General features: G+C 72.2%; 16 protein-coding genes. 10 read left to right on the top strand and 6 right to left on the bottom strand.

Annotated features, from left to right (window positions below):
• Positions 1 to 22: 22 nt before the first annotated feature.
• The 3 genes from DEJ16_RS01170 to DEJ16_RS01160 form a co-directional block, all read right to left on the bottom strand.
• A complete protein-coding gene (locus tag DEJ16_RS01170; RefSeq protein ID WP_110823736.1) occupies positions 23 to 1024 on the bottom strand; it encodes an aldo/keto reductase in 1002 nt (333 codons plus the stop codon).
• A 44-nt stretch (positions 1025 to 1068) separates the two neighbouring features.
• Positions 1069 to 1635 (bottom strand): TIGR03086 family metal-binding protein, encoded by a 567-nt coding sequence (locus DEJ16_RS01165; protein WP_110823737.1) that lies wholly within the window; start codon positions 1633 to 1635, stop codon positions 1069 to 1071.
• A gap of 119 nt (positions 1636 to 1754) precedes the next feature.
• On the bottom strand, positions 1755 to 2315 hold the full coding sequence (locus DEJ16_RS01160) for a YceI family protein (RefSeq protein WP_110823738.1): 561 nt from the start codon (positions 2313 to 2315) through the stop codon (positions 1755 to 1757).
• Positions 2316 to 2514: 199 nt separating this feature from the next.
• On the opposite strand from DEJ16_RS01160, the gene DEJ16_RS01155 reads away from it, so the two are divergent.
• The 9 genes from DEJ16_RS01155 to DEJ16_RS01115 all read left to right on the top strand — a co-directional run bounded on the left by DEJ16_RS01155 (position 2515) and on the right by DEJ16_RS01115 (position 13886).
• Positions 2515 to 3519, top strand: a complete 1005-nt coding sequence (locus DEJ16_RS01155) for an aldo/keto reductase family protein (protein WP_110823739.1) — start codon at positions 2515 to 2517, stop codon at positions 3517 to 3519.
• Between the two features lie 319 nt (positions 3520 to 3838).
• On the top strand, positions 3839 to 5857 hold the full coding sequence (locus DEJ16_RS01150; protein WP_146232773.1) for a glycosyltransferase family 39 protein: 2019 nt from the start codon (positions 3839 to 3841) through the stop codon (positions 5855 to 5857).
• 183 nt (positions 5858 to 6040) lie between these two features.
• Positions 6041 to 6610 carry a GtrA family protein gene (locus DEJ16_RS01145; RefSeq protein WP_258365736.1) on the top strand — a complete coding sequence of 190 codons (570 nt, stop codon included), beginning with the start codon at positions 6041 to 6043 and terminating at the stop codon, positions 6608 to 6610.
• Positions 6607 to 8088 carry a glycosyltransferase family 2 protein gene (locus tag DEJ16_RS01140; protein WP_258365735.1) on the top strand — a complete coding sequence of 494 codons (1482 nt, stop codon included), beginning with the start codon at positions 6607 to 6609 and terminating at the stop codon, positions 8086 to 8088. Before DEJ16_RS01145 ends, DEJ16_RS01140 begins: the two co-directional genes overlap by 4 nt.
• The gene (locus DEJ16_RS01135; protein ID WP_110823743.1) at positions 8085 to 10073 is read left to right on the top strand and encodes a glycosyltransferase family 39 protein; all 1989 of its coding nucleotides are present in this window, start codon (positions 8085 to 8087) and stop codon (positions 10071 to 10073) included. Before DEJ16_RS01140 ends, DEJ16_RS01135 begins: the two co-directional genes overlap by 4 nt.
• A 62-nt stretch (positions 10074 to 10135) precedes the next feature.
• Positions 10136 to 10954, top strand: a complete 819-nt coding sequence (locus tag DEJ16_RS01130; protein ID WP_110823744.1) for a DUF4397 domain-containing protein — start codon at positions 10136 to 10138, stop codon at positions 10952 to 10954.
• A 115-nt stretch (positions 10955 to 11069) separates the two neighbouring features.
• On the top strand, positions 11070 to 12227 hold the full coding sequence (locus DEJ16_RS01125; RefSeq protein WP_110823745.1) for a glycosyl hydrolase family 8: 1158 nt from the start codon (positions 11070 to 11072) through the stop codon (positions 12225 to 12227).
• A complete protein-coding gene (locus tag DEJ16_RS01120; protein WP_181419400.1) occupies positions 12224 to 12973 on the top strand; it encodes a class F sortase in 750 nt (249 codons plus the stop codon). Before DEJ16_RS01125 ends, DEJ16_RS01120 begins: the two co-directional genes overlap by 4 nt.
• Positions 12974 to 13088: 115 nt before the next feature.
• Positions 13089 to 13886: a polyprenol monophosphomannose synthase gene (locus DEJ16_RS01115; protein ID WP_110823747.1), complete on the top strand. Its 798-nt coding sequence runs from the start codon at positions 13089 to 13091 to the stop codon at positions 13884 to 13886.
• A 78-nt stretch (positions 13887 to 13964) separates the two neighbouring features.
• On the opposite strand, the gene treZ is transcribed toward DEJ16_RS01115, so the two are convergent.
• The 3 genes from treZ to glgX are packed head-to-tail and all read right to left on the bottom strand — an operon-like array spanning position 13965 to position 20559.
• On the bottom strand, positions 13965 to 15719 hold the full coding sequence (gene treZ / locus DEJ16_RS01110) for a malto-oligosyltrehalose trehalohydrolase (protein WP_110823748.1): 1755 nt from the start codon (positions 15717 to 15719) through the stop codon (positions 13965 to 13967).
• The gene (gene treY / locus DEJ16_RS01105; RefSeq protein ID WP_110823749.1) at positions 15716 to 18190 is read right to left on the bottom strand and encodes a malto-oligosyltrehalose synthase; all 2475 of its coding nucleotides are present in this window, start codon (positions 18188 to 18190) and stop codon (positions 15716 to 15718) included. Before treY ends, treZ begins: the two co-directional genes overlap by 4 nt.
• A complete protein-coding gene (gene glgX / locus DEJ16_RS01100) occupies positions 18187 to 20559 on the bottom strand; it encodes a glycogen debranching protein GlgX (protein WP_110823750.1) in 2373 nt (790 codons plus the stop codon). Before glgX ends, treY begins: the two co-directional genes overlap by 4 nt.
• Before the next feature lie 84 nt (positions 20560 to 20643).
• Here glgX and DEJ16_RS01095 point away from each other — a divergent pair, with 84 nt between their 5' ends.
• Positions 20644 to 20973, top strand: a complete 330-nt coding sequence (locus tag DEJ16_RS01095) for a hypothetical protein (RefSeq protein WP_110824005.1) — start codon at positions 20644 to 20646, stop codon at positions 20971 to 20973.
• Positions 20974 to 21066 lie beyond the last annotated feature (93 nt).

Genomic DNA, 21066 nt, shown 5'->3' with positions numbered 1-21066 from the left:
GCGCCTCCCGTCCGCCGGTGGCTCAGAAGCCGGACGGCACCCGCGGGGTGTAGGCCTGCTCGAGTCGCGTGACCTCGTCCTCGGTCAGCGTGATCGCGGTCGCCGCGACCGCGTCGTCGATGTGGTGCTCCTTCGTCGCGCCGATGATCGGCGCGGAGACGGCGGGCTTGCCGGCGACCCACGCGAGCGCGACCTGCGCCATGCTCGCGCCCCGCTCCTCGGCGACCTGCCCGACCGCGTCGACGATGGCGCGGTTCGCGTCCTCGTCCTGGCGGTACAGCGTCTTGCCGAACTCGTCGGTGTCGGCACGCGAGCCGGAGCCCTGCGCGTCCCACGGGCGGGTGACCTTGCCGCGCGCGAGCGGGCTCCACGGGATGACACCGACGCCGGTGTGCTCGCAGAACGGGTGCATCTCGCGCTCCTCCTCGCGCTCGAGCAGGTTGTACTGGTCCTGCATGCTCACGAAGGGCGTCCAGCCGTGCAGCTCGGCGACGTGCTGCATCTCGGCGAACTGCCATGCCCACATGCTCGACGCGCCGATGTACCGGGCCTTCCCGGACTTGACGACGTCGTGCAGCGCCTCCATCGTCTCCTCGACGGGCGTGTCCGGGTCGAAGCGGTGGATCTGGTACAGGTCGACGTAGTCGGTGCCGAGGCGGGTCAGCGAGGCGTCGATCTCGTGCATGACCGCCGCACGCGACAGTCCGGCACCGTTCCGCCCGGGGCGCATCCGGTTGTAGACCTTCGTGAAGACCTGGACGTCCTCGCGCGGGGCGAGTTCCGCCAGGAGCTTCCCGGTGATCTCCTCGCTGCTGCCGGCGGAGTAGACGTTCGCGGTGTCGAACGTGGTGATGCCCGCCTCGAAGGCGCGGCGGACGAAGGGCCGGGCGTCGTCGAGTCCGACGCTCCAGGCATGCGAACCGGCGGACGGGTCCCCGTAGGACATCATCCCGAGGACGATGCTCGAGATCTCGAGGCCGGAGCTGCCGAGGCGGGTGGTGGGGACGGTCGTGGTGTCGGACATGCGGGTCCTCCCGGGACGTGACGGTGCAGGTACCGACGGGACGGTCAGGCGGTCGTGCGGGCGTCGCGCCCGGTGACCGCGAGGAGCTTCACCTGCAGCGGAGCATCGTCGTCCACCTGCACTGGGGCCGCGTACAGGCCGGTCGCGGCGAGGGACTGGATCTGCGGCTCGAAGTGCGTCCACACCGCCTCGACGAGTTCGTCCGGCAGGTGCTCGTCGCTGCCGGTGGCCCGCGCGAGGTCCCACGTGTGGATCGCGATGTCGCTCGTCTGCTCCGCCAGGTACTCCCCGGCGCTCACCACGTCGGTGGCCAGGTGCACCGGGGTGTCCCGCGGTGCGCGCTGCCACGCCTCGATCGCCGCGCTCGAGTGCCGCTCCCACGCCGCCACCAGGTCGTCACCGATCGGCTCGAGATCGGCCGCGGCCTGCTCGTGGTCGCACCCCGTCAGGAGCTTCGGGATCCACCGCTGCTCGTCGACCACGTGGGCGACGAGGTCCCGGGTCGTCCACTCCGAGTCGGGGGTGGCGGCGTCCCAGTCGGTGACCGCGGCGACGCGGCGGCCGAACTCCGCGGCCGCGATGGTCTGCAGGGCGATCCAGTCGGTGGGCATCGTGGTGACTCCTGTTCGTCAGCGGTGCTGCTCACGCTACCGCTCGGCACGTCGTGCGTCGGGACACGGGACGAGCCCCGACGCCGAGGGCGCCGGGGCTCGTCGAGTGGGACCGCGGGTCAGGCCGCCTGGAGGACGAACTGCACGTCGAGGTTGATCGTGACGTCGTTGCCGAGCGTGAAGCCACCGGCCTCGAGCGCGGCGTTCCAGTTCACGCCGAACTCGGTGCGGTCGATCTTGGTCGTCGCCTCGGCGCCGAGCTTGGTCTGGCCGTAGCCGTCGGTGGTGACGCCGCCGAACTCGGTCTTGAGCGTGACGTTCTTGGTGACGCCGCGGAGCGAGAGCTCGCCGTCGATGAGCATGTCGTCGCCGTCCTCGCGGATGCCCGTCGAGCGGAACGTCATGTGCGGGTGCTCCTCGGTGAGGAAGAAGTCACCGGTCGCGAGGTGCTGGTCGCGCTGCGCCTGGTTGGTGTTGATGCTGGCGACGTCGATCGAGGCCTCGAGGGTGGTGTCGAGGGGGTTCTCGGCGGTGACGAGCGTCGCGTCGAACTGCTCGAACTTGCCCTTGACCTTGCTGATCGCGAGGTGACGGACGGAGAAGCTGACCTCGGAGTGGGTCGGGTCGAGCTTCCAGGTGCCGGTGACGTAGCCGGGGATGGCGGAGGCGGTGAGAGCCATGGTGTGTCCTTCTTCGAGCGATGTGTCTTCGAGCGGTGAGTCGGGGGGCCGGCGCGGTGGTGCATGCGCCTGCATCGACCTTGATGCTACCCCATCCTGCACCCGTTTGGTTGAAGCGTCAACCATTGTTCACCGAGGAGTCGACCCGGGTACTGCGGAGACCCCTCACGAGAGCGCTCACTCCAGTAGCGTCGGGCACATGGAATTCAGGTACCTGGGCAACTCCGGACTCAAGATCTCCGAGATCACCTACGGCAACTGGCTGACGCACGGCTCGCAGGTCGAGAACGACGTCGCCACCCAGTGCGTGCGGGCAGCGCTCGACGCCGGCATCACCACGTTCGACACCGCGGACACGTACGCCAACACCGCCGCCGAGACCGTCCTCGGCGAGGCGCTCAAGGGTGAGCGTCGGCAGTCCCTCGAGGTCTTCACGAAGGTGTACTGGCCGACCGGCCCGAAGGGGCACAACGACGTCGGCCTCAGCCGCAAGCACATCATGGAGTCGATCAACGGCTCGCTCGAGCGGCTGCAGACCGACTACGTCGACCTCTACCAGGCGCACCGCTACGACTACGAGACGCCGCTCGAGGAGACCATGCAGGCCTTCGCGGACGTCGTCCGCCAGGGCAAGGCGCTCTACATCGGCGTCAGCGAGTGGACCGCCGAGCAGATCCGCGCCGGTGCCGCGCTGGCGAGGGAGCTCGGCTTCCAGCTCATCTCGAACCAGCCGCAGTACTCGATGCTGTGGCGCGTGATCGAGGGCGAGGTCGTCCCGGCCTCGAAGCAGCTCGGTCTGTCCCAGATCGTCTGGTCCCCGATCGCGCAGGGCGTGCTCACCGGCAAGTACAAGCCGGGCCAGCCGCTCCCCGAGGGCTCGCGCGCCACGGACGAGAAGGGCGGCGCCGACATGATCAAGCGGTTCATGCGCGACGAGGTCCTCGAGGCCGTGCAGCGCCTGCAGCCGGTCGCGGACCAGGCCGGACTCACGCTCGCCCAGCTCGCCATCGCGTGGACGCTGCAGAACGAGAACGTCGCGTCCGCGATCGTCGGGGCATCACGCCCGGAGCAGGTCACGGACAACGTCAAGGCCGCGGGCGTCACCCTCGACGCCGACGCGCTCGCCGCGATCGACGACGCACTCGGCGACATCCCCGAGCGCGACGCGTCGAAGAACGTGTCGCCGGCGCAGCGCCCCGCCTGATCCGGCGGGTCGCGGTCGCGACCGACCAACCGACGGGAGGCCCGGTACCAGCTGGTACCGGGCCTCCCGTCCGTCGTGCGCCACCGGCAGGCGACCGCTGCTCGGCTCGTGACCGGCGGCGGAGGCGCAGGGCACTCCGGTGGGGACACCGCGTGATCGGTGCGGGAAACCGCAGACGCGTCCTCGTGCCCTGTGCGGGAACCCGGGCCGGTGTTGTGATGACGGAGCACCGCTCACCACGCTGCTGCCCGGCGACCCGAACGACCGAAGGCTCCACGATGCCCCTGCTCCCGCACGCCCGCGACCTGCTGCGGTGCCCGTGACCGCCTCCTCGATCGGAGCCCGCCGGTCGTTCGCCGACAGCGCCGTCGCCGCCGCGGCGCGCACGTCCGCGAGCGACCTGGCGTGGCCTCTCCCGGTCCTCGCCGTGACGGCCGCCGTGCTCGTGGTCGGCCTGGAGGGCAACCCGCAGCGGATCGACGACGAGGGCACGTACGCGGCTCAGGCGTGGTCGGTGTTCCACCTCGGCGGCCTCACCCACTACACCTACTGGTACGACCACCCGCCGCTCGGGTGGATCCAGATCGCCCTGTACACGGAGGCGACCGGAGCCTGGGTGCGGCACGCGACCGCGGTCGGCGCCGCGCGCGAGGCGATGGTGGTGTTCGCGGTCGCCTCCGCCGCCCTGCTGTACGTGCTCGCGCGCAAGCTGCAGGTCAGCCGCCCGGCCGCCGCCGCGGCGGTGCTGGTGTTCGCCCTCTCGCCCCTGGCGGTGCAGTACCACCGCGACGTGTACATCGACAACGTCGCGACCCCCTGGCTCCTCGCGGCCTTCGTGCTCGCCGTGTCCCGGCACCACCAGCTCGTCGAGTTCGCCGGGTCGGCCGCCTGCATGGTCGCCGCCGTCCTCAGCAAGGAGACCTTCCTGCTCGCCCTGCCGTTCCTGGCGTGGACGATGTGGCGGTCGGCGCACCCGGAGATCCGCCGGTACACGCTCAGCGTCGCCGCGGTCGTCCTGGCGCTGGGCGGGTCGTCGTACCTGGTCTTCGCGGCGACGAAGGGCGAGCTCGTGCCCGGGCCCGGACACGTCAGCCTGTGGCAGGGCGTCACGTTCCAGCTCGGGGACCGGAGCGGCAGCGGCTCGGTGTTCGACCCGGCGACGCCCGCGAACCACGTGGTGAGCCTGTGGCTCGGCCTCGACCCCGCCTTCGTGGCGCTCGGGGTGGTCGCGAGCGTCGCCGCACTGGCGGTGCCGCGTCTGCGCTCGGTCGCAGCCGTCGCCGTCTTCCTCATCGCGGTCGTGCTGCGTCCGAACGGGTACCTGCCCGTGCCGTACCCGATCGCGATCCTGCCGTTCGCCGCCCTCGCGATCGCCGGTGTCTCGGACGTCCTCGCCCGGGCGGTGGTCGATGCGGTCCGACGGGCACGGCTGGCCCGGGCGTCCGGCGAGCCGTCGGGCAGACCGGGTCGCCTGGTCGTCTCGGTCGTCGGACTGACGTTCTGGTCGGTCGCGGCGGTCGGGGTCGTCGGCGCCGCCGCTCCCGCCTCCGCCGCCCGGCTCGGGTCGTTCATGGCGACCTCCGCGGATGCGCCGATGCTCGGCGCGCAGGACTGGATCACCGCGAACGTCTCCCGGTCGGACCGGCTCCTGGTCGACGACGCACTCTGGGTCGACCTCGTCCGGGCCGGCTTCCCACGGCAGAACGTCATCTGGTACTACAAGCTCAGCACCGACAGCGCCGTCGCACGCCAGAACCCCTCCGGCTGGCGCGACGCGGACTACATCGTGACGACGCAGTCCGTGGCGATCGGCGCCACGCAGCTGCCGGGCATCCAGGCCGCACTCCGCGCCTCGGCGCCGGTCGCGGTCTTCGGCCAGGGTGGCGAACAGGTCGTCGTCCGGCGCATCGACCGGCAGGGGGCGGAACACCTCCGGGCCGGTGCGGAGCGGGCCGCGGCGACCCGGGAGCGGGTCGGGACGGAGCTCGCCGGCAACCCGGCGCTCCGTGCCTCGGACGACCAGACGGCGCTCCTCCGCAGCGGGGGCGTCGACGAGCGGGCGACGGTCGGGATCGGGGCGGCGCTCGCGGCCGGTCCGGTGACGCTCACCGCGCTCCCGGTCGTGCCGGGGGAGCAGGAGACGGCCCGCCGCGGCGTCGTCCTGCGGGCCACGAACACCGCCGCCGCCGAGCGGGCCGAGATGCGCCTGCGCGGACTCGAGGGTGCGCTGGCGCCGGACCACGTCCACCGGCGCGGCACCGAGGTCGCTGCGACCTGGTCGCCGAACGACCCCGCGGGGCCCGGTGTGCTGCGCGGCGGTGTCGGCCGAGCGGGGTGACCTCCCCGTGCACGGGCGTCGGCGCCTCCGTGGACGCTCGACATGACGGAGTGGCGGGCCATGGCAGATGAACAGCGCGTGTCGCGCGACTGGCAGGGGCCTGGCAAACCCTGTACCCCGACCAAACCACCTCCCCGTTACCCCCGAATCGGGGGCATGCGCTCACCAGTGACCCCCGTCCTGGTGCCACCCGTCCAGGGGGTGGCGCCCGCGTCGACCCCGCACCCGTCCACCAGCCGTGGAGCCGTCACGCCCGGAGCGACGGCAGCACCCGTGGCCGCTGCGGCGGCCTCCCGTCTCGTCCGCCTGACCCGGGCCGTGCGGGAGCTCGCCACCTTCGGCGCTGTCGGCCTCATCGCCTTCGTCGTCGACCTCGTCGTCTTCAACGTCCTCCGTGCCGGCGTCCTCGCCGACCACGCCGTGACCGCGAAGGCCGTGTCGGTCGTCGTCGCCACCCTGGTCGCCTGGCTCGGCAACCGGTTCGTCACCTTCCGGACGCAGCGCACCCGCGGCCGTCGGGAGGCGGTCCGGGAGGGTGTGCTCTTCGCCGCCACGAACGCCGGCGGGCTCGCGATCGCAGCCGGCTGCCTGCTCGTCTCACACCACGTCCTCGGTCTCACCAGCACCCTCGCCGACAACGTCGCCGGCAACGGGGTCGGTCTCGTCCTCGGCACAGCGTTCCGCTTCGCCGCGTACAAGACCCTCGTCTTCCGTTCCCCCGACGCTCGTCGCACGAAGGAGCCCACCGAATGACCATGCTCACCACGCTGACAGCGGCCGCCGCGCCGCTGCTCCAGCCGAACGACCCCGCCGGGACGCCGGGGGACGTCCCGAACCGCGGCACCACGGACGTCCCGACCGGCGGGTCGGGGCAGAGCGCGCACGTCGCCTGGTCCCTGGGGGAGTGGATCGGCTACTCGGCGCTCGTCGCGATCTCCGTGCTGCTGACCCTGGTCGCGCTGTCCACCCTCTGGTGGATGCTGCACGCCTGGCGCTCACGCTCGGCCCTCCGCGCCACGAGCTTCAGCCAGACGCCGCGACCGGCCGCGCACCGCTTCACGCTCCTCGTGCCCGGGCGGCACGAGGAGGAGGTCATGGGGCAGACGCTCGACATGCTCGCCACCCAGGACCACCCCGACTTCGAGATCATCGCGATCGTCGGCGAGGACGACCCGGGCACCGACCGGGTCGTGCGTGAGGCCGCCGCCCGGCACCCCGGGCTCATCCGGGTCGTGGTGGACGACACCCTGCCGAAGAACAAGCCGAAGGCGATGAACCTGGCCCTGCAGTACGCGACCGGCGACATCGTGGGCGTGTTCGACGCCGAGGACGAGGTCTACCCGCGCCTGCTCAGCCTCGTCGACTCGCGGTTCCAGGAGACCGGCGCCGACGTCGTGCAGGGCGGCGTGCAGCTCATGAACTTCAAGTCCAGCTGGTGGTCGCTCCGCAACGTGCTCGAGTACTACTTCTGGTTCCGGTCACGCCTGCACTTCCACGCCGAGTCGAAGTTCATCCCGCTCGGCGGCAACACCGTCTTCGTGACGAAGGAGCGGCTCGACTGGTCGGACGGCTGGGACGCGCACTGCCTCGCCGAGGACTGCGAGCTCGGCGTCCGGCTGTCGGCCGACAACGCCAAGGTCGTCGTCGCGTACAGCCCGGAGGCGGTCACCCGCGAGGAGACCCCGCCGACGTTCGCCTCGCTCCTGAAGCAGCGCACCCGGTGGAACCAGGGCTTCCTGCAGGTCCTCGAGAAGGGCGAGTGGAAGAAGCTCCCCACGTTCAAGCAGCGCTTCTTCGCCCGCTACCTGCTCACCATGCCGTTCATCCAGGCCGCGACCGGGCTGCTCATCCCGCTCAGCGTGGTCATGATCGCGTTCGTGAAGGTGCCCACCGGGATCGCCCTGATCTCGTTCATCCCGCTCGCGCCGACGCTCATGCTGCTCGCGGTCGAGATCGCCGGGCTCGGCGAGTTCGGCCGGCTCTACAAGGAGAAGGTCCGCGTCCGCGACTACGTGAAGCTCGTGCTCGGCCTCGTGCCGTACCAGGTGTTCCTCGCCGCCGCGGCCGTCCGTGCCGTGATCCGGCACGCCCGAAAGCAGAACGGCTGGGAGAAGACCGAGCACACCGGCCAGCACCGCGGTGCCGGCCAGCCCGAGGTCGTCGGCTTCCCGTCGGCCGTGACCGAACCCGAGCCGACCCTCGTCGGCGCCACCGCGGGAGGTGACCGATGACCGCCAGCATCACGGACACGACCGGCATCCCGATCCGCGGTACACGGGACTCGTCCGGCCTCGGCACCTGGATCCGCGTGCACGCCCGGAGTGCGGCCTGGCTCCTGCCCGTCGTCGCGATCGCCGCGGTCGTGCAGGCCTGGAACATGGGCGGCACCCCGCAGCGCATCGACGACGAGGGGACGTACACCGCACAGGCGTGGGCGATCACCCACCTCGGCGAGATCACGCACTACACGTACTGGTACGACCACCCGCCGCTCGGCTGGGTCCAGATCGCCGGCTACACGCAGCTGACCGGCGCGTTCGCCCGCTACCCGTTCGCCGTCGAGGCCGCTCGCGAGGCGATGGTGTTCTTCGCCGCCGTCTCCGCCGTGCTCCTCTTCGTGCTCGCCCGCCGTCTCGGTGCCGCCCGGCCCACCGCGGCCGCCGCGGTGCTCGTCTTCGGCCTCTCGCCGCTGGCGCTGCAGTACCACCGCACCGTCTACATCGACAACGTCGCCACCCCGTGGCTGCTGGCCGCCTTCGTCCTCGTGCTGAGTCGCCGCCAGCAGCTGGCCGGGTTCATCGGCGCCGCCGCGTGCTTCGGGATCGCGGTGCTCAGCAAGGAGACCTTCCTGCTGGCGCTGCCGTTCCTCGTCTGGACCGCCGCCCGTCGAGCGGACCCGAGCACCCGTCGGTACACGCTCAGCGTCGCCGGAGCGGTCCTCGCCGTGATCGGTGGCGCGTACGTCCTGCTCGCCGGCGTCAAGGGCGAGCTCCTGCCGGGTGCCGGTCGGGTCAGCCTGCTCGAGGGCATCACCTACCAGCTCGGCACGCGTGCGGCGAGCGGTTCCGTCTTCACCGGCGGCAGCCTCGCGAACGAGGCCGCAGCGCAGTGGTGGGCACTCGACCCGGTGTTCATCGTGCTCGGCTCGGCAGCCGCGGCCGTCGGTCTGTTCCTCCGCCGCGTCCGGCCGATCGCCGCGCTGCTCGTCTTCCTGCTCGTGTTCATGTTCCGCCCGAACGGGTACCTGCCGGTGCCGTACGTGATCATGCTCGTGCCGTTCGGCGCCCTGCTCGTCGCGTACGTCGCGGAGCGCGCCGTGCTCGCCGTGACCGGGGCCACCGCGTTCCGCGCCCGGAACCGGGTCCGCGGTGCCGGCCGTCGCACGCTCGGCGGGGTCTGGGCGCTCGGCACGGCCGCTGCCGTCGTCGTCGCCGTCCCGCTCTGGGGCACGCAGCTGCGCGGGTTCCTGGTCGCCGACCTCGACCGACCGATGGCGCAGGCGCAGGACTGGATCGGCGACAACGTCGACAAGAGCTCCCGCCTGCTCGTCGACGACGCCATGTGGGTCGACCTGGTCGACGACGGCTTCGCGCGGAACAACGTGGTCTGGTACTACAAGCTCGACACCGACGGAGCCGTGGAGCGCCAGTCCCCGAACGGCTGGAAGGACTCCGACTACGTCGTCACGACCGACTCGATGCGCACCGGCGGGACCTCCTCGTCCGACGTGCGGCAGGCGATCGCGAACTCGACGACCGTCGCGTCGTTCGGCACCGGCAACCAGCAGGTCGACGTCCGGCTCATCAACGCACAGGGACGGACAGCGGCCGAGCGTGAGGCCACCAGGGCGAGCGACCTGCGGAAGACGCTCGGGACCGAGCTCGCGGAGAACCCCGCCCTCCGTGCCGACGCCGGCACCGCGTCCCAGTTCCGCGCCGGCCAGGTGGACCCGCGCGCCGTGGTCTCCCTCGGTCAGGTCCTGGCCGACCGTCCCGTGGGCGTCGACCGCTTCACCCCGCTGCCGGGCGAGGACGGGCAGACGTTCCGGCAGGTCGTCCTGCACGCGAGCAGCGTGCGGGCCGCCGCGGCGACCGAGCAGACCCTGGACGCCATGGCGGACACCTACCGTCCGGAGTCGATCGAGCGCGACGGCGACACCCTGACCGTCCGCTGGTCCGCGACCGACCCGACCATCGCGCAGGTGGGTGCGCCGTGACCCCCGCGGCCCGCCCCACCCGTACCCGACCCAGCACGCCTCCCACCCGAAGGAGCACCACCATGACCGCCTCCCTCCCCACCCGCCGCCGCACGGTCGTCGTCGGCGCCCTCGCGGCGTCCCTCGTCGCCGCCACCGTCGGCCTCGCCCCGCAGTCCGCGAGCGCCGCGCCCAGCCAGGGCTGGCTCCGCATCGGGCACCTGTCCCCGGACACCAAGAGCGTCGACGTCGAGCTGTCCGGCCTGTCCGGCGGCAAGACCGTCTTCGAACTCGACGACGTCGCCTACGGCCAGGTCAGCCCCTACGAGAAGCTCCCGACCGGCACGTACGTCCTGTCCATGCGTGCGTCCGACGCGCCGGACTCGACGCCGGTCATCTCGACCGACGTCACCGTCCAGGGTGGCGACGCGAGCACCGTCGTGGCGTTCGGCAAGAGCAGCGCGCTGAAGACGGCCGCGTTCACCGACGACCTGCAGCAGCCCGGCGACGGCAAGGCGAAGCTCCGCCTCGTGCAGGCCGCCACCACCGCGAAGACGGTCGACGTCAGCACCGCCGAGGGCACCGCGATCGCCTCGGACGCCGCGTTCGGCACCGCGACGAAGTACGCGACGGTCGACGCCGGCAAGTGGGACCTCGACATCTCGGGTGGCGGCCAGACCGGCAGCGCCGACGTCGACCTCGCTGGCAACACCGTCTCGACGCTGTTCGTCCTCGACGACAGCGAGGGCGACCTCACGGTCGTCCCGGTCACGGACGCGGCGGCGACCGCCGAGACCCCGGCCGGCGGCGTGCAGACCGGTGGGGGCGGCACGGCCGCCGCGCGGCCGACGACCGACCTGGTCCACGCGGTCGTCCGTGTGTTCCGCGGGTTGTTCGGCTGATCCTGCCGACGTCCACCCGGACAGGAGGCCCGGCCGTCGTGTGCCGACCGGCGGACGCCCGCCGGGCCTCCCGTCCGACACCGCACGTCCACCACCCAGCAGAGAGCGAGCCAGCATGACCCGCAGGAACTGGATCCCCGTGACCGCCGTCGCGCTCGCCGCGGTCCTCGTGACCGGCGGCATCGCCGTGGCCGCGGTCCAGCCGTGGTCCGACCGCGCCCCGGAGGCCGGCGGCGTCTCCACCCCGACGTCGACGACCGCGGCCGGCGGGCCGCGGACCCCCGAGCAGCTCCGCACGGACTTCCTCGACCGGTACGTCGAGGACGGCCGGGTCGTCCGGAAGGACCAGGGGAACGACACCGTCAGCGAGGGTCAGGCGTACGGCCTGCTCATCGCGTACGCGGCCGGCGACCGCGAGCGCTTCGGCGAGATCTGGTCGTGGACGGCGGAGCACCTCCTCACCGATGACCACCTGCTCGCGTGGCGCTGGACGACCGACGGCGGGGTGGCGGACGCGCAGTCCGCGAGCGACGCCGACCTCGACGCGGCCCGGGCGCTCGTGCTGGCCGGGAAGACGTGGGGCGACGACCGTCTCACGGCTGCCGGCACGCGGCTGGCCGACGCCGTGCTCGACCACGAGACCGCCTCGACCGACGCCGGTCTGGTGCTCCTGCCGGGACCGTGGGCGGACTCCGACCCGTACCGGTACAACGCCTCCTACGCGTCCCCGGCCGCCTACCGGGTCCTCGGGGACGCGACCGGTGACGCCCGGTGGGCAGCCTTGGAGCGTGGGTCGACGGCCGTGACCTCCGCGGTCCTCGAGGAGACCGACCTGCCGAGCGACTGGTCGCAGGTGCACCCGGACGGCGCCGTCGACGCGATGCCCACGAGTGCGTCCGACCCACGGGTCCTGTACGGGTACGACGCGATGCGGATGCCGCTCCGGTACGCCGAGGCGTGCACCCCGTCCGACCGGGCCCTCGCCGCCGGCCTGGTGCCGACCCTGCGCCGCAGCACCGAGCTCGCGGCGCAGCTCGACCTCGGTGGCACGGCCGTCACGGGGGACCGGAGCGCGCTCGCCTACGTCGCCCGGGCCGCGGCCGAACGGGCCGCCGGGTCGACGAGTGCGGCGGCGGCCGACCTCGAGCGTGCCGACCGGACCGCCGCCACGACGCCGACGTACTACGGCGACGCGTGGGCGGCACTCGGCGCGACGATGCTCACGTCCGACGTGCTCGGCGGGTGCGCGACCGCTGGCGGAGGCACGTCGTGACCGGGCAGCGCGGTCGTCGCGCCGTCCGCCCGGACGGCGGCGCAGCGGGGACGGCACTGCGCACGCGGCTCCGCCGGCACCGGGTCGCCCTGAGCGCGGCCGTGGCCGTCGTGGTCGCCGCCGGCGCCGTGGCGACGGGTGTCGCCGTGGCTGCCGATGACGGGAGCGACGGAGCAGCCGGCGTACCGACCGCGACCCCGTCCGCGGCCTCGTCGTCCGCGCCCGGTCCCTCGTCCGCGCCGAGCGGCGACCGGGACATCGCCGGGTTCCAGGACCCCGCGGCACCGGCGGCCCGTTCCGACGCGACGCCGACCCGGGTGTCGATCCCGGCCATCGGGGTCGACGCGGGCCTGGAGGACCTCCACCGCGGGGCCGCCGGCGAACTCGACCCGCCCGAGGCCTGGGACGACGCCGGCTGGTTCAGCGACGGCATCGTGCCGGGCGAGGTCGGCCCGGCCGTCATCGCCGGGCACGTCGACAGCCCGACGAGCGCCGCGGTCTTCTTCCGCCTCGACGAGCTCGTCGCCGGTGACCGCATCGCCGTCGCCATGACGGACGGCAGCACCCGCACCTTCGCCGTCGACCGCACCGAACGCGCGGCGAAGAGCGCCTTCCCGACGAGTGACGTCTACGGCACCACACCCACCCCGACGCTGCGGCTCATCACGTGCGACGGCACCTTCGACACCGCCACCGGGCACTACACGGACAACCTCATCGTCTTCGCCGACCTCGTCGACGACTGACCCGGCCCCGGACACCCGACCCGGCCCCGGACACCCGACCCGACGCGGACACCCGACCCGACGCGGACACCCGACCCGACCCGGACCCCGGCAGGACACCGAACAGGAGCACCCGATGCCCGACCGCACCCTCGTGATCATCCCCACGTACGACGAGGCCGAGAACATCCGGCCGATCATCCGCCGCACGCTCGACGCCACCGACGAGCACGTGCACGTCCTCGTCGTCGACGACGCGTCCCCGGACGGCACGGGGGAGATCGCCGACACCATCGCCGGCGAGACCGACCGGGTGCACGTCCTGCACCGCACCGTCAAGGACGGCCTCGGCGGTGCCTACCTGGCGGGGTTCACGTGGGGGCTCGACGCCGGGTACGCGAAGCTCGTCGAGATGGACGCCGACGGCTCGCACCACCCGGAGTACCTGCCGTGGATGACCGAGCTCGCCGACACGTCCGACCTCGTCCTCGGCTCCCGGTGGGTGCGCGGCGGGCGCGTGAAGAACTGGCCCTGGCACCGGGAGCTCCTCTCACGCGGCGGCAACCTCTACACGCGGCTCGCGCTCGGCGTCGACGTGCGGGACGCCACCGGCGGGTTCCGCGTCTTCACCGCGGACGCCCTCCGACGCATCGACCTCGACGGCATCGCGTCGAAGGGCTACTGCTTCCAGGTCGACCTCTGCTGGCGTGCACTCGAGGCCGGTCTGCGGGTCGTCGAGACGCCGATCACGTTCACCGAACGGGAGTTCGGGGTCTCGAAGATGAGCGGGAACATCGTGCGCGAGAGCCTGACGCTCGTGACGCGGTGGGGGATCGACCGGCGGCTCCGCGAGGCGCGGTCGCTCCTCCGGCACCGCCGGCGGCTCCCGTCGGTGCGCGCGAACGCACACACGGTGCCGAACCCCACCGCCTGACGGGCGTACCGACGACGGACGGGAGGCCCACCACCAGCTGGTGGTGGGCCTCCCGTCCGTCATGCGGTGGGTGCGCGGTCAGCGCACCACGACGAGGCCACGGCCGCCGAAGCGGACGCCGTCGGTGTCGAAGTCGGCGTCGCCGAAGCTGAACAGCACCTCACCGCTGGCACCCACGAGCGGCACCTCCGTCGGGGCGTCCGACAGGTTGACGACGACGTGCACCGGCGCCGCGGAGGGGCCGAGCAGCCCGCGGGTGAGCACGAGCCAGCGCTCGTCCTCGCTGAACCGCACCGCGTTCGCCTCGTACCGGTGGTCGACGAACGCCTCGTCGGTCCGGCGGAGGGCGACGAGCACCCGGTAGGCGTTGAGGATGCGGGCACCACGTTCCGACTCGGCGTCGGCCCAGACGAGCTTCGAGTTCGTGAACGTCGTCGGGTCCTGCGGGTCCGGCACCGTCGACTCGTCCCAGCCGTGCTCCGCGAACTCCTTGATGCGGCCCTCGGCCGTCACCTTGCCGAGCTCCGGCTCCGGGTGCGACGTGAAGAACTGCCACGGGGTCGTCGCGGCGAACTCCTCGCCCATGAACAGCATCGGCGTGAACGGGCCGAGCAGGGTCAGGGCCGCCGCGATGACGAGCCCCTCGTCCGACACCGTCGCAGCCAGGCGGTCGCCGGCAGCCCGGTTGCCGATCTGGTCGTGGTTCTGGTTCGCCACGACGAGCGCGGTCGTGGGGGAGGTCCCACGGTCGATCGGGCGACCGTGGCGCTTGCCGCGGAACGAGGACCACGTGCCGTCGTGGAAGAAGCCCTGGTCGAGCACCTTCGCGAGTGCCGTCAGCGGGGCGAAGTCGGCGTAGTAGCCGTTCGTCTCCCCGGTGACGGCGACGTGCACGGCGTGGTGGAAGTCGTCCGACCACTGCCCGGCGAGCCCGTAGCCGCCGGCCTCGCGCGGACGGAACATCACCGGGTCGTTGAGGTCCGACTCGGCGATGAGCGAGAGCGGGCGTCCGATGAAGGACGAGTAGGCGTCGGTCTCGCTCGCCATCTCGGCCAGGACGTGCGGCCGGGTCGTGTCGCGGATCGCGTGCACGGCGTCCAGGCGCAGGCCGTCGACGTGGTGGTCGCGGAACCACATGCGGACGTTGTCCAGGACGTAGCGGCGGACCTCGGGGTGCTCGACGTTGACCGAGTCGCCCCAGGTGTTCGCCAGGCCCTGCACGAGGTACGGGCCGTACAGCGGCAGGTAGTTGCCGCTCGGGCCGAGGTGGTTGTAGACGACGTCCTGGATGACCCCGAGACCGAGCGCGTGCGCGCGGTCGACGAAGCGGTCGTACGCGTCGGGCCCACCGTAGGGGGCGTGCACCGCGTACCACGCGACGCCGTCGTAGCCCCAGTTCCACTCACCGTTCACGCCGTTCACCGGCAGGAGCTCGACGAACTCCACGCCGAGCTCGACGAGGTGCTCGAGCTTCGCGGCGGCGGCGTCGAGGGTGCCCTCGGGCGTGAAGGTGCCGACGTGCATCTCGTACACGACGCCACCGCGGACGGGGCGGCCGGTCCAGGCGTCGTCGGTCCAGGCGAAGCGGGACGGGTCGACGACCTCGGACGGGCCGTGCACGCCCTCGGGCTGGAACCGGCTGCGCGGGTCGGGGCGGACCGCGTCGTCGTCGCCGATGCGGAACCCGTAGCGGGCGCCGACGACCGGCAGGACCGCGTCGGTGGTCCACCAGTCGTCGTCGCCGCGTGTCAGCGGGTACTCGGCCCCGTCGACGACGAGGCGGACGTTCTCGGGCTCGGGGGCCCAGACGCCGTAGCGGTCAGGACTGGTCATGCGTGACCCTCCAGGATCTCGACCTCGGCCTGCGCGTCGGTCTCGGTGTCGTCGGTGGTGGTGTTCGTGTTCGCGGTGTCCGTGGCGTCGTGTCCGGCGCCGTCGACGACGTCGGCCGGCACGAGGAGCGCGACCGGGAAGTCCGCGAGCAGCTCGCCGAGCAGCAGGTCGCGGTCCGCCGGGAACCGGCGACCGGTCAAGAGGTCGACGCGCTCGACGGGGACGACGTGCAGCAGCGTGTCCGCCCAACCGCCCACGGCCTCCAGACCGAGCGGCAGCCGGGTGGCGATCGTCACGGCGCCGCCACGGTCGAACGCGACCACGTGGTCGGCGGCCGGACCGGTCGCGTCGAGCGGGACGTACCGGCTGAAGAGCTCCGGGTGGTCCCGGCGGGCGCGGAGGGCACGGCTCGTGACGAGCGTCTTGGCAGCGGCGTCGAGGTCGATCGCCGGGAGCGCGTCGGGCCCGTCGTCGTCCGCCCCGTCGAGCGTCGCGAGGACCCGGCGGCGCTCGGCGTAGTCGACCGGACGACGGTTGTCGGGGTCGACGAGCGAGCGGTCCCAGGCCTCCGTGCCCTGGTAGACGTCGGGGACGCCGGGCGCGGTGAGGTGCAGGATCTTCGCGCCGAGGCCGTTCGACCAGCCCGCCGCGGTGATCCGCTCGTCGAGGGCGTCGAGCTCGGCGACCACGGCGGGGTCGTCGAACGACGCGTCGACGAGGGCGTGCATCTGCTGCTCGAACGCCTCGTCCGGCTCGGTCCACGTCGTGCTGTCGCCGGCTTCGCGCGAGGCCTTCTCGGCGTAGGCGTGCAGCCGCTCGCGGGAGGCCGGGCGGGCGCCGACGATCGCCTGCCAGAGCAGGTTCGCGAACACTCCGTCCGCGAGCGGGGCGAGGGCGTTCAGCCGGTCGAACGTCGCCGTCCACTCCTCGCCGAGCTCGGCGAGGACCGCGATGCGGGCGCGGGTGTCCTCGCTGCGCTTCGTGTCGTGCGTGGTGAGCGTGGTCATCGCGAGCGGCCAGCTGGCGAGGCGCTCCCGCTGGGCGGCGTGGAACTCGTCGAGGGTGACCGAGAAGATGCTCGGGTCGCCGCCGACCTCGCTCAGCGAGGACAGTCGGGAGGTCCGGTAGAACGCGGTGTCCTCGACGCCCTTCGCCATCACCATGCCGCTGGTCTGCTGCAGGCGGATCGCTGCGGCGTCGTCCCCGTCGCACAGCGCCGGAGCGATGCGGTCGATGACGTCGGCGAGGTCCGGTCGGGACTCCGCCGCGACCTCGAGGGCCTCGACGAGGTGGTGGATGCCCTCGGGCAGGTAGGTCCGGTAGACCTCGAAGCTCGCGACGACCTCGGCGACGGCGTCGACGATGCGGTCCTCGGCGAGGGGCGCACCGTCGGCCTGCACGACCGGGTCGACGACGAGCAGGCGGGCGAGACGACGCACCTCGCTGTTGAGGATGCCGTCGGCGATGCCTCGACGGGTGCCACGGGTCAGGTCCTGCCAGGCGACGTGCTCGCCGCGCAGGCGGTCCTCGAGCGCGGTGAGGGGTGCCTCGCCCGCGGGGTCGACGAACACGCGGTCGATGAAGCCGAGCGCGTCGTAGCCGGTCGTGCCGTCGACGGGCCACGACGACGGCAGGAGTTCGCCGGGCTCCAGGATCTTCTCGACGAGCGTGTAGGCGCCGCCGGTCAGGTCGGCGAGGTCGTCGAGGTAGCCGGCCGGGTCGGTCAGGCCGTCCGGGTGGTCGATGCGCAGCCCGTCGACGAGCCCGTCGCGGAACCACGAGCCGATGACCCCGTGCGAGGCGGCGAACACCTCGGGCTCCTCGACGCGGATCGCCGCGAGGGTGTTCACCGCGAAGAACCGGCGGTAGTTCAGCTCCGAGTCGGCGCGCTTCCAGTGCACGAACTCGTAGTGCTGCCGCGCGTGCACGGTCGCGACGTCGTCGCCGTCGTGCACGGTGCCAGGAGCGGTCGGGTACGCGGTCTCCCCGACGAGCAGGCGCGGCGCGTCGTCGGCGCTGCCGGTGTCGAGCGTGACACTGTCGAGCAGCCGGTCGTCGAGGACCGGGATGCGGATGCGTCCGCCGCCGGCCGCCCAGTCGACGTCGAACGCCCAGGCCATCGGTGACTCCTGGCCGTGCTCGAGCAGCGACCACCACCACGGGTTCACGGCCGGCGTGGCCACGCCGACGTGGTTCGGCACGACGTCGACGAGGACGCCGAGCCCGGCCGCGTGCGCGGCCTCGGCCAGTGCCCGGAGGGCGTCGTCGCCACCGCGGTCGGTGTCGACGTGGCTGTGGTCGACGACGTCGTACCCGTGGCCGGAGCCGGGCTCCGCCTGCAGGACGGGGGAGAGGTACAGCCAGTCGGCGCCGAGGTCACGGACGTAGTCCACGACGTCGCGCGCGGCGTCGAGGTCGAAGTCGGCGGTGACCTGGAGGCGGTACGTGGAGGTCGGGTTGCGGCGGGTCATGCGGCACTTCCAGGGGTGTCGGATCCGGCGGCGGGAGCGTCGCGCTCGGACGCAGCGTCGTCGGAGGGGGGTGTGGCGGGGGTCTCGGTGCCGGTCGTCGGCGTCCCGGCGGTGTCCGCTGCCGGTGCCGGGGCGACGCCGGCGGCGCCGGCCGTCCCCGCCGCGCTCGGTGTCGCGGACGCTGCGGGGTTCGCGGGGGTGGCGGTCGGGTGCTCCGGCTCGCTCTGCTCCGCGGTGTCGACGGGCGTGCGCTGGATCTCGTGCTCCGGCTCGGCACGCAGCACGATCATCGACCGCGCGGGCACGTCGAGCGCGTCGCCGGCCTCGAGCACTTCGTCGCGGGCCCCCGGCTCGGCGGTGTCGATGCGGACGGTCCAGCCGGGGGAGTACTCCTCCGGCGGGAGGGTGAACGTGACGACACCGTCGTGCGCGTTGAAGTAGGTCAGGAAGGCGACGTCGGTGACCCGCTCGCCGCGGGCGTCACGCCCGCGGATGCCCTCGCCGTTCAGGTACATGCCGACGCTCTTGCCGAAGCCGGAGTCCCACTCCTCGGGCTGCATGGCGTCGCCGGCGGGCGTCAGCCACACCACGTCGGGCAGCGGCTCGCCCTCGCCCCGACGCACCGGACGGCCGTTGAAGTACCGGGTGCGGCGGAAGGTCGGGTGGTCGTGCCGGAGCTTCACGACGTCGGCGGTGAACTGGATGAGTTCGTCGTCCGCCGTGGACCAGTCGATCCAGCTCAGCTCGGAGTCCTGCGCGTAGACGTTGTTGTTGCCCTGCTGGGTGCGACCGAGTTCGTCGCCGTGCGCGATCATCGGCACGCCCTGGCTGAGCAGCAGCGTCGCGAGGAAGTTCCGCTGCCGCTGGAGTCGGAGCGCGTTCACGTCCGGGTCCTCCGTCGGCCCCTCCACGCCCGAGTTCCAGGACCGGTTGTGGCTCTCGCCGTCGTTGTTGTCCTCGCCGTTCGCCTCGTTGTGCTTCTCGTTGTAGGAGACCAGGTCGTACAGCGTGAAGCCGTCGTGCGCGGTGATGAAGTTGATGCTCGCCTTGGGCGTGCGGCCGTCGTGCTCGTACAGGTCGGCGGAGCCGGAGATGCGGGACGCGAACTCACCGAGGGTCGACGGCTCGCCGCGCCAGAAGTCACGGACGGTGTCGCGGTACTTGCCGTTCCACTCCGACCACTGCGGCGGGAAGTTGCCGACCTGGTAGCCGCCGGGGCCGACGTCCCACGGCTCGGCGATGAGCTTCACCTGCGACACGATCGGGTCCTGCTGGACGAGCTCGAAGAAGGCCGCGAGCCGGTCGACTTCGTAGAACTCACGGGCCAGGGCGGCGGCGAGGTCGAAGCGGAAGCCGTCGACGTGCATCTCGGTGACCCAGTAGCGGAGCGAGTCCATGATCAGCTGCAGCGAGTGCGGGTGCCCGACGTTGAGCGAGTTCCCGGTGCCCGTGACGTCCATGTAGTACCGCTTGTCGTCGTCGACGAGGCGGTAGTACGCCGCGTTGTCGATGCCGCGGAACGACAGGGTCGGTCCGAGGTGGTTGCCCTCGGCGGTGTGGTTGTACACGACGTCGAGGACGACCTCGATGCCGGCGCGGTGCAGCTCGCGGACCATCGTCTTGAACTCCTGCACCTGCTGGCCACCGTCGCCCGAGGACGAGTAGTGCGCGTGCGGCGCGAAGAACCCGATGGTGTTGTAGCCCCAGTAGTTCGACAGCCCCTTGTCCTGCAGGGTCGAGTCGTTCACGAACTGGTGCACCGGCATGAGCTCGAGCGTCGTGACGCCGAGTCGCTTGAGGTGCTCGATGACGGCCGGGTGCGAGACGCCCGCGTAGGTGCCGCGCTGCTCCTCGGGCACGTCGGGGTGCGTCTCGGTGAGGCCCTTGACGTGCGCCTCGTAGATGACCGTCTCGCCGTAGGGGATGCGCGGCGGGCGGTCGCCCTGCCAGTCGAAGAACGGGTTGATGACCACGCCCTTCACCATGTGCGACGCGGAGTCCTCGTCGTTCGTGGAGTCCGGGTCGCCGAACGTGTACGAGAACAGGGACTGGTCCCAGTCGATGTCACCGCTGGTGGCCTTGGCGTACGGGTCCAGGAGGAGCTTCGCCGGGTTCGAGCGCAGCCCGTTCGCCGGGTCGTACGGGGCGTGCACACGGAAGCCGTACTGCTGGCCCGGGCCGACGGTCGGCAGGTACGCGTGCCAGACGTGGGCGTCGACCTCGACGAGGCGGACGCGCTCCTCGGTGCCGTCGGCGTCGAACAGGCAGAGCTCGACCCCTTCGGCGACCTCGCTGAACACGGCGAAGTTCGTGCCGCTGCCGTCGTAGGTCGCGCCGAGGGGGTAGGGGTTGCCGGGCCAGGTGTGCAAACGTGCCTCCAGAAGGGGTGAACCCGGCCAACGTATCGAGGGACCCCTGTGATGTCCGCGGCCCCGCCGAGTAGCGTCACCGCCATGACCAACATCGTCACGCAGATCGCAGACAAGGTGCGGCCCGTCGGCGTCGCCTCGAACTACGGCGACCCGGTGGACGTCGGGGACAGCACGCTGATCCCCGTCTCCGTCAATTGGTACGGCTTCGGCGGCGGGTCCGACGCCGACGAGGACGGCGCCGGTGGCGGTGGCGGCGGTGCCGTCTCGCTCCCCGTCGGCGCGTACGTCCGCCGTCCCGGCCAGGACCTCGCGTTCGAGCCGAACCTCATCTCGCTCCTCACCGTGAGCATCCCGGTCATCTGGGTCACGGGCAAGGTGCTCGCGAAGCTCATCCGCGCGCTGAAGAAGTGACGGACTGACCGGACGACGGACGGGAGGCACGGTGCGGACCCGCACCGTGCCTCCCGTCCGTCGCGGGTCGCGTCCCGCGTCCACATCGCCACT

The organism is Curtobacterium sp. MCJR17_055 (assembly GCF_003224335.1).
GTDB lineage: Bacteria > Actinomycetota > Actinomycetes > Actinomycetales > Microbacteriaceae > Curtobacterium.
The sequence above is the reverse complement of the archived record's forward strand: the minus strand, read 5'-3'. Positions and strand labels throughout refer to the sequence as shown.

What these genes read in the sequence shown, in the direction of transcription:
- DEJ16_RS01160 (WP_110823738.1), bottom strand. Translation starts at nt 2,315, where the DNA reads ATGGCTCTCACCGCCTCCGCCATCCCCGGCTACGTCACCGGCACCTGG.
- DEJ16_RS01130 (WP_110823744.1), top strand. Translation starts at nt 10,136, where the DNA reads ATGACCGCCTCCCTCCCCACCCGCCGCCGCACGGTCGTCGTCGGCGCC.
- treY (WP_110823749.1), bottom strand. Translation starts at nt 18,190, where the DNA reads ATGACCCGCCGCAACCCGACCTCCACGTACCGCCTCCAGGTCACCGCC.
- DEJ16_RS01125 (WP_110823745.1), top strand. Translation starts at nt 11,070, where the DNA reads ATGACCCGCAGGAACTGGATCCCCGTGACCGCCGTCGCGCTCGCCGCG.
- DEJ16_RS01155 (WP_110823739.1), top strand. Translation starts at nt 2,515, where the DNA reads ATGGAATTCAGGTACCTGGGCAACTCCGGACTCAAGATCTCCGAGATC.
- DEJ16_RS01165 (WP_110823737.1), bottom strand. Translation starts at nt 1,635, where the DNA reads ATGCCCACCGACTGGATCGCCCTGCAGACCATCGCGGCCGCGGAGTTC.
- treZ (WP_110823748.1), bottom strand. Translation starts at nt 15,719, where the DNA reads ATGACCAGTCCTGACCGCTACGGCGTCTGGGCCCCCGAGCCCGAGAAC.
- DEJ16_RS01170 (WP_110823736.1), bottom strand. Translation starts at nt 1,024, where the DNA reads ATGTCCGACACCACGACCGTCCCCACCACCCGCCTCGGCAGCTCCGGC.
- DEJ16_RS01140 (WP_258365735.1), top strand. Translation starts at nt 6,607, where the DNA reads ATGACCATGCTCACCACGCTGACAGCGGCCGCCGCGCCGCTGCTCCAG.
- DEJ16_RS01115 (WP_110823747.1), top strand. Translation starts at nt 13,089, where the DNA reads ATGCCCGACCGCACCCTCGTGATCATCCCCACGTACGACGAGGCCGAG.
- DEJ16_RS01135 (WP_110823743.1), top strand. Translation starts at nt 8,085, where the DNA reads ATGACCGCCAGCATCACGGACACGACCGGCATCCCGATCCGCGGTACA.
- DEJ16_RS01095 (WP_110824005.1), top strand. Translation starts at nt 20,644, where the DNA reads ATGACCAACATCGTCACGCAGATCGCAGACAAGGTGCGGCCCGTCGGC.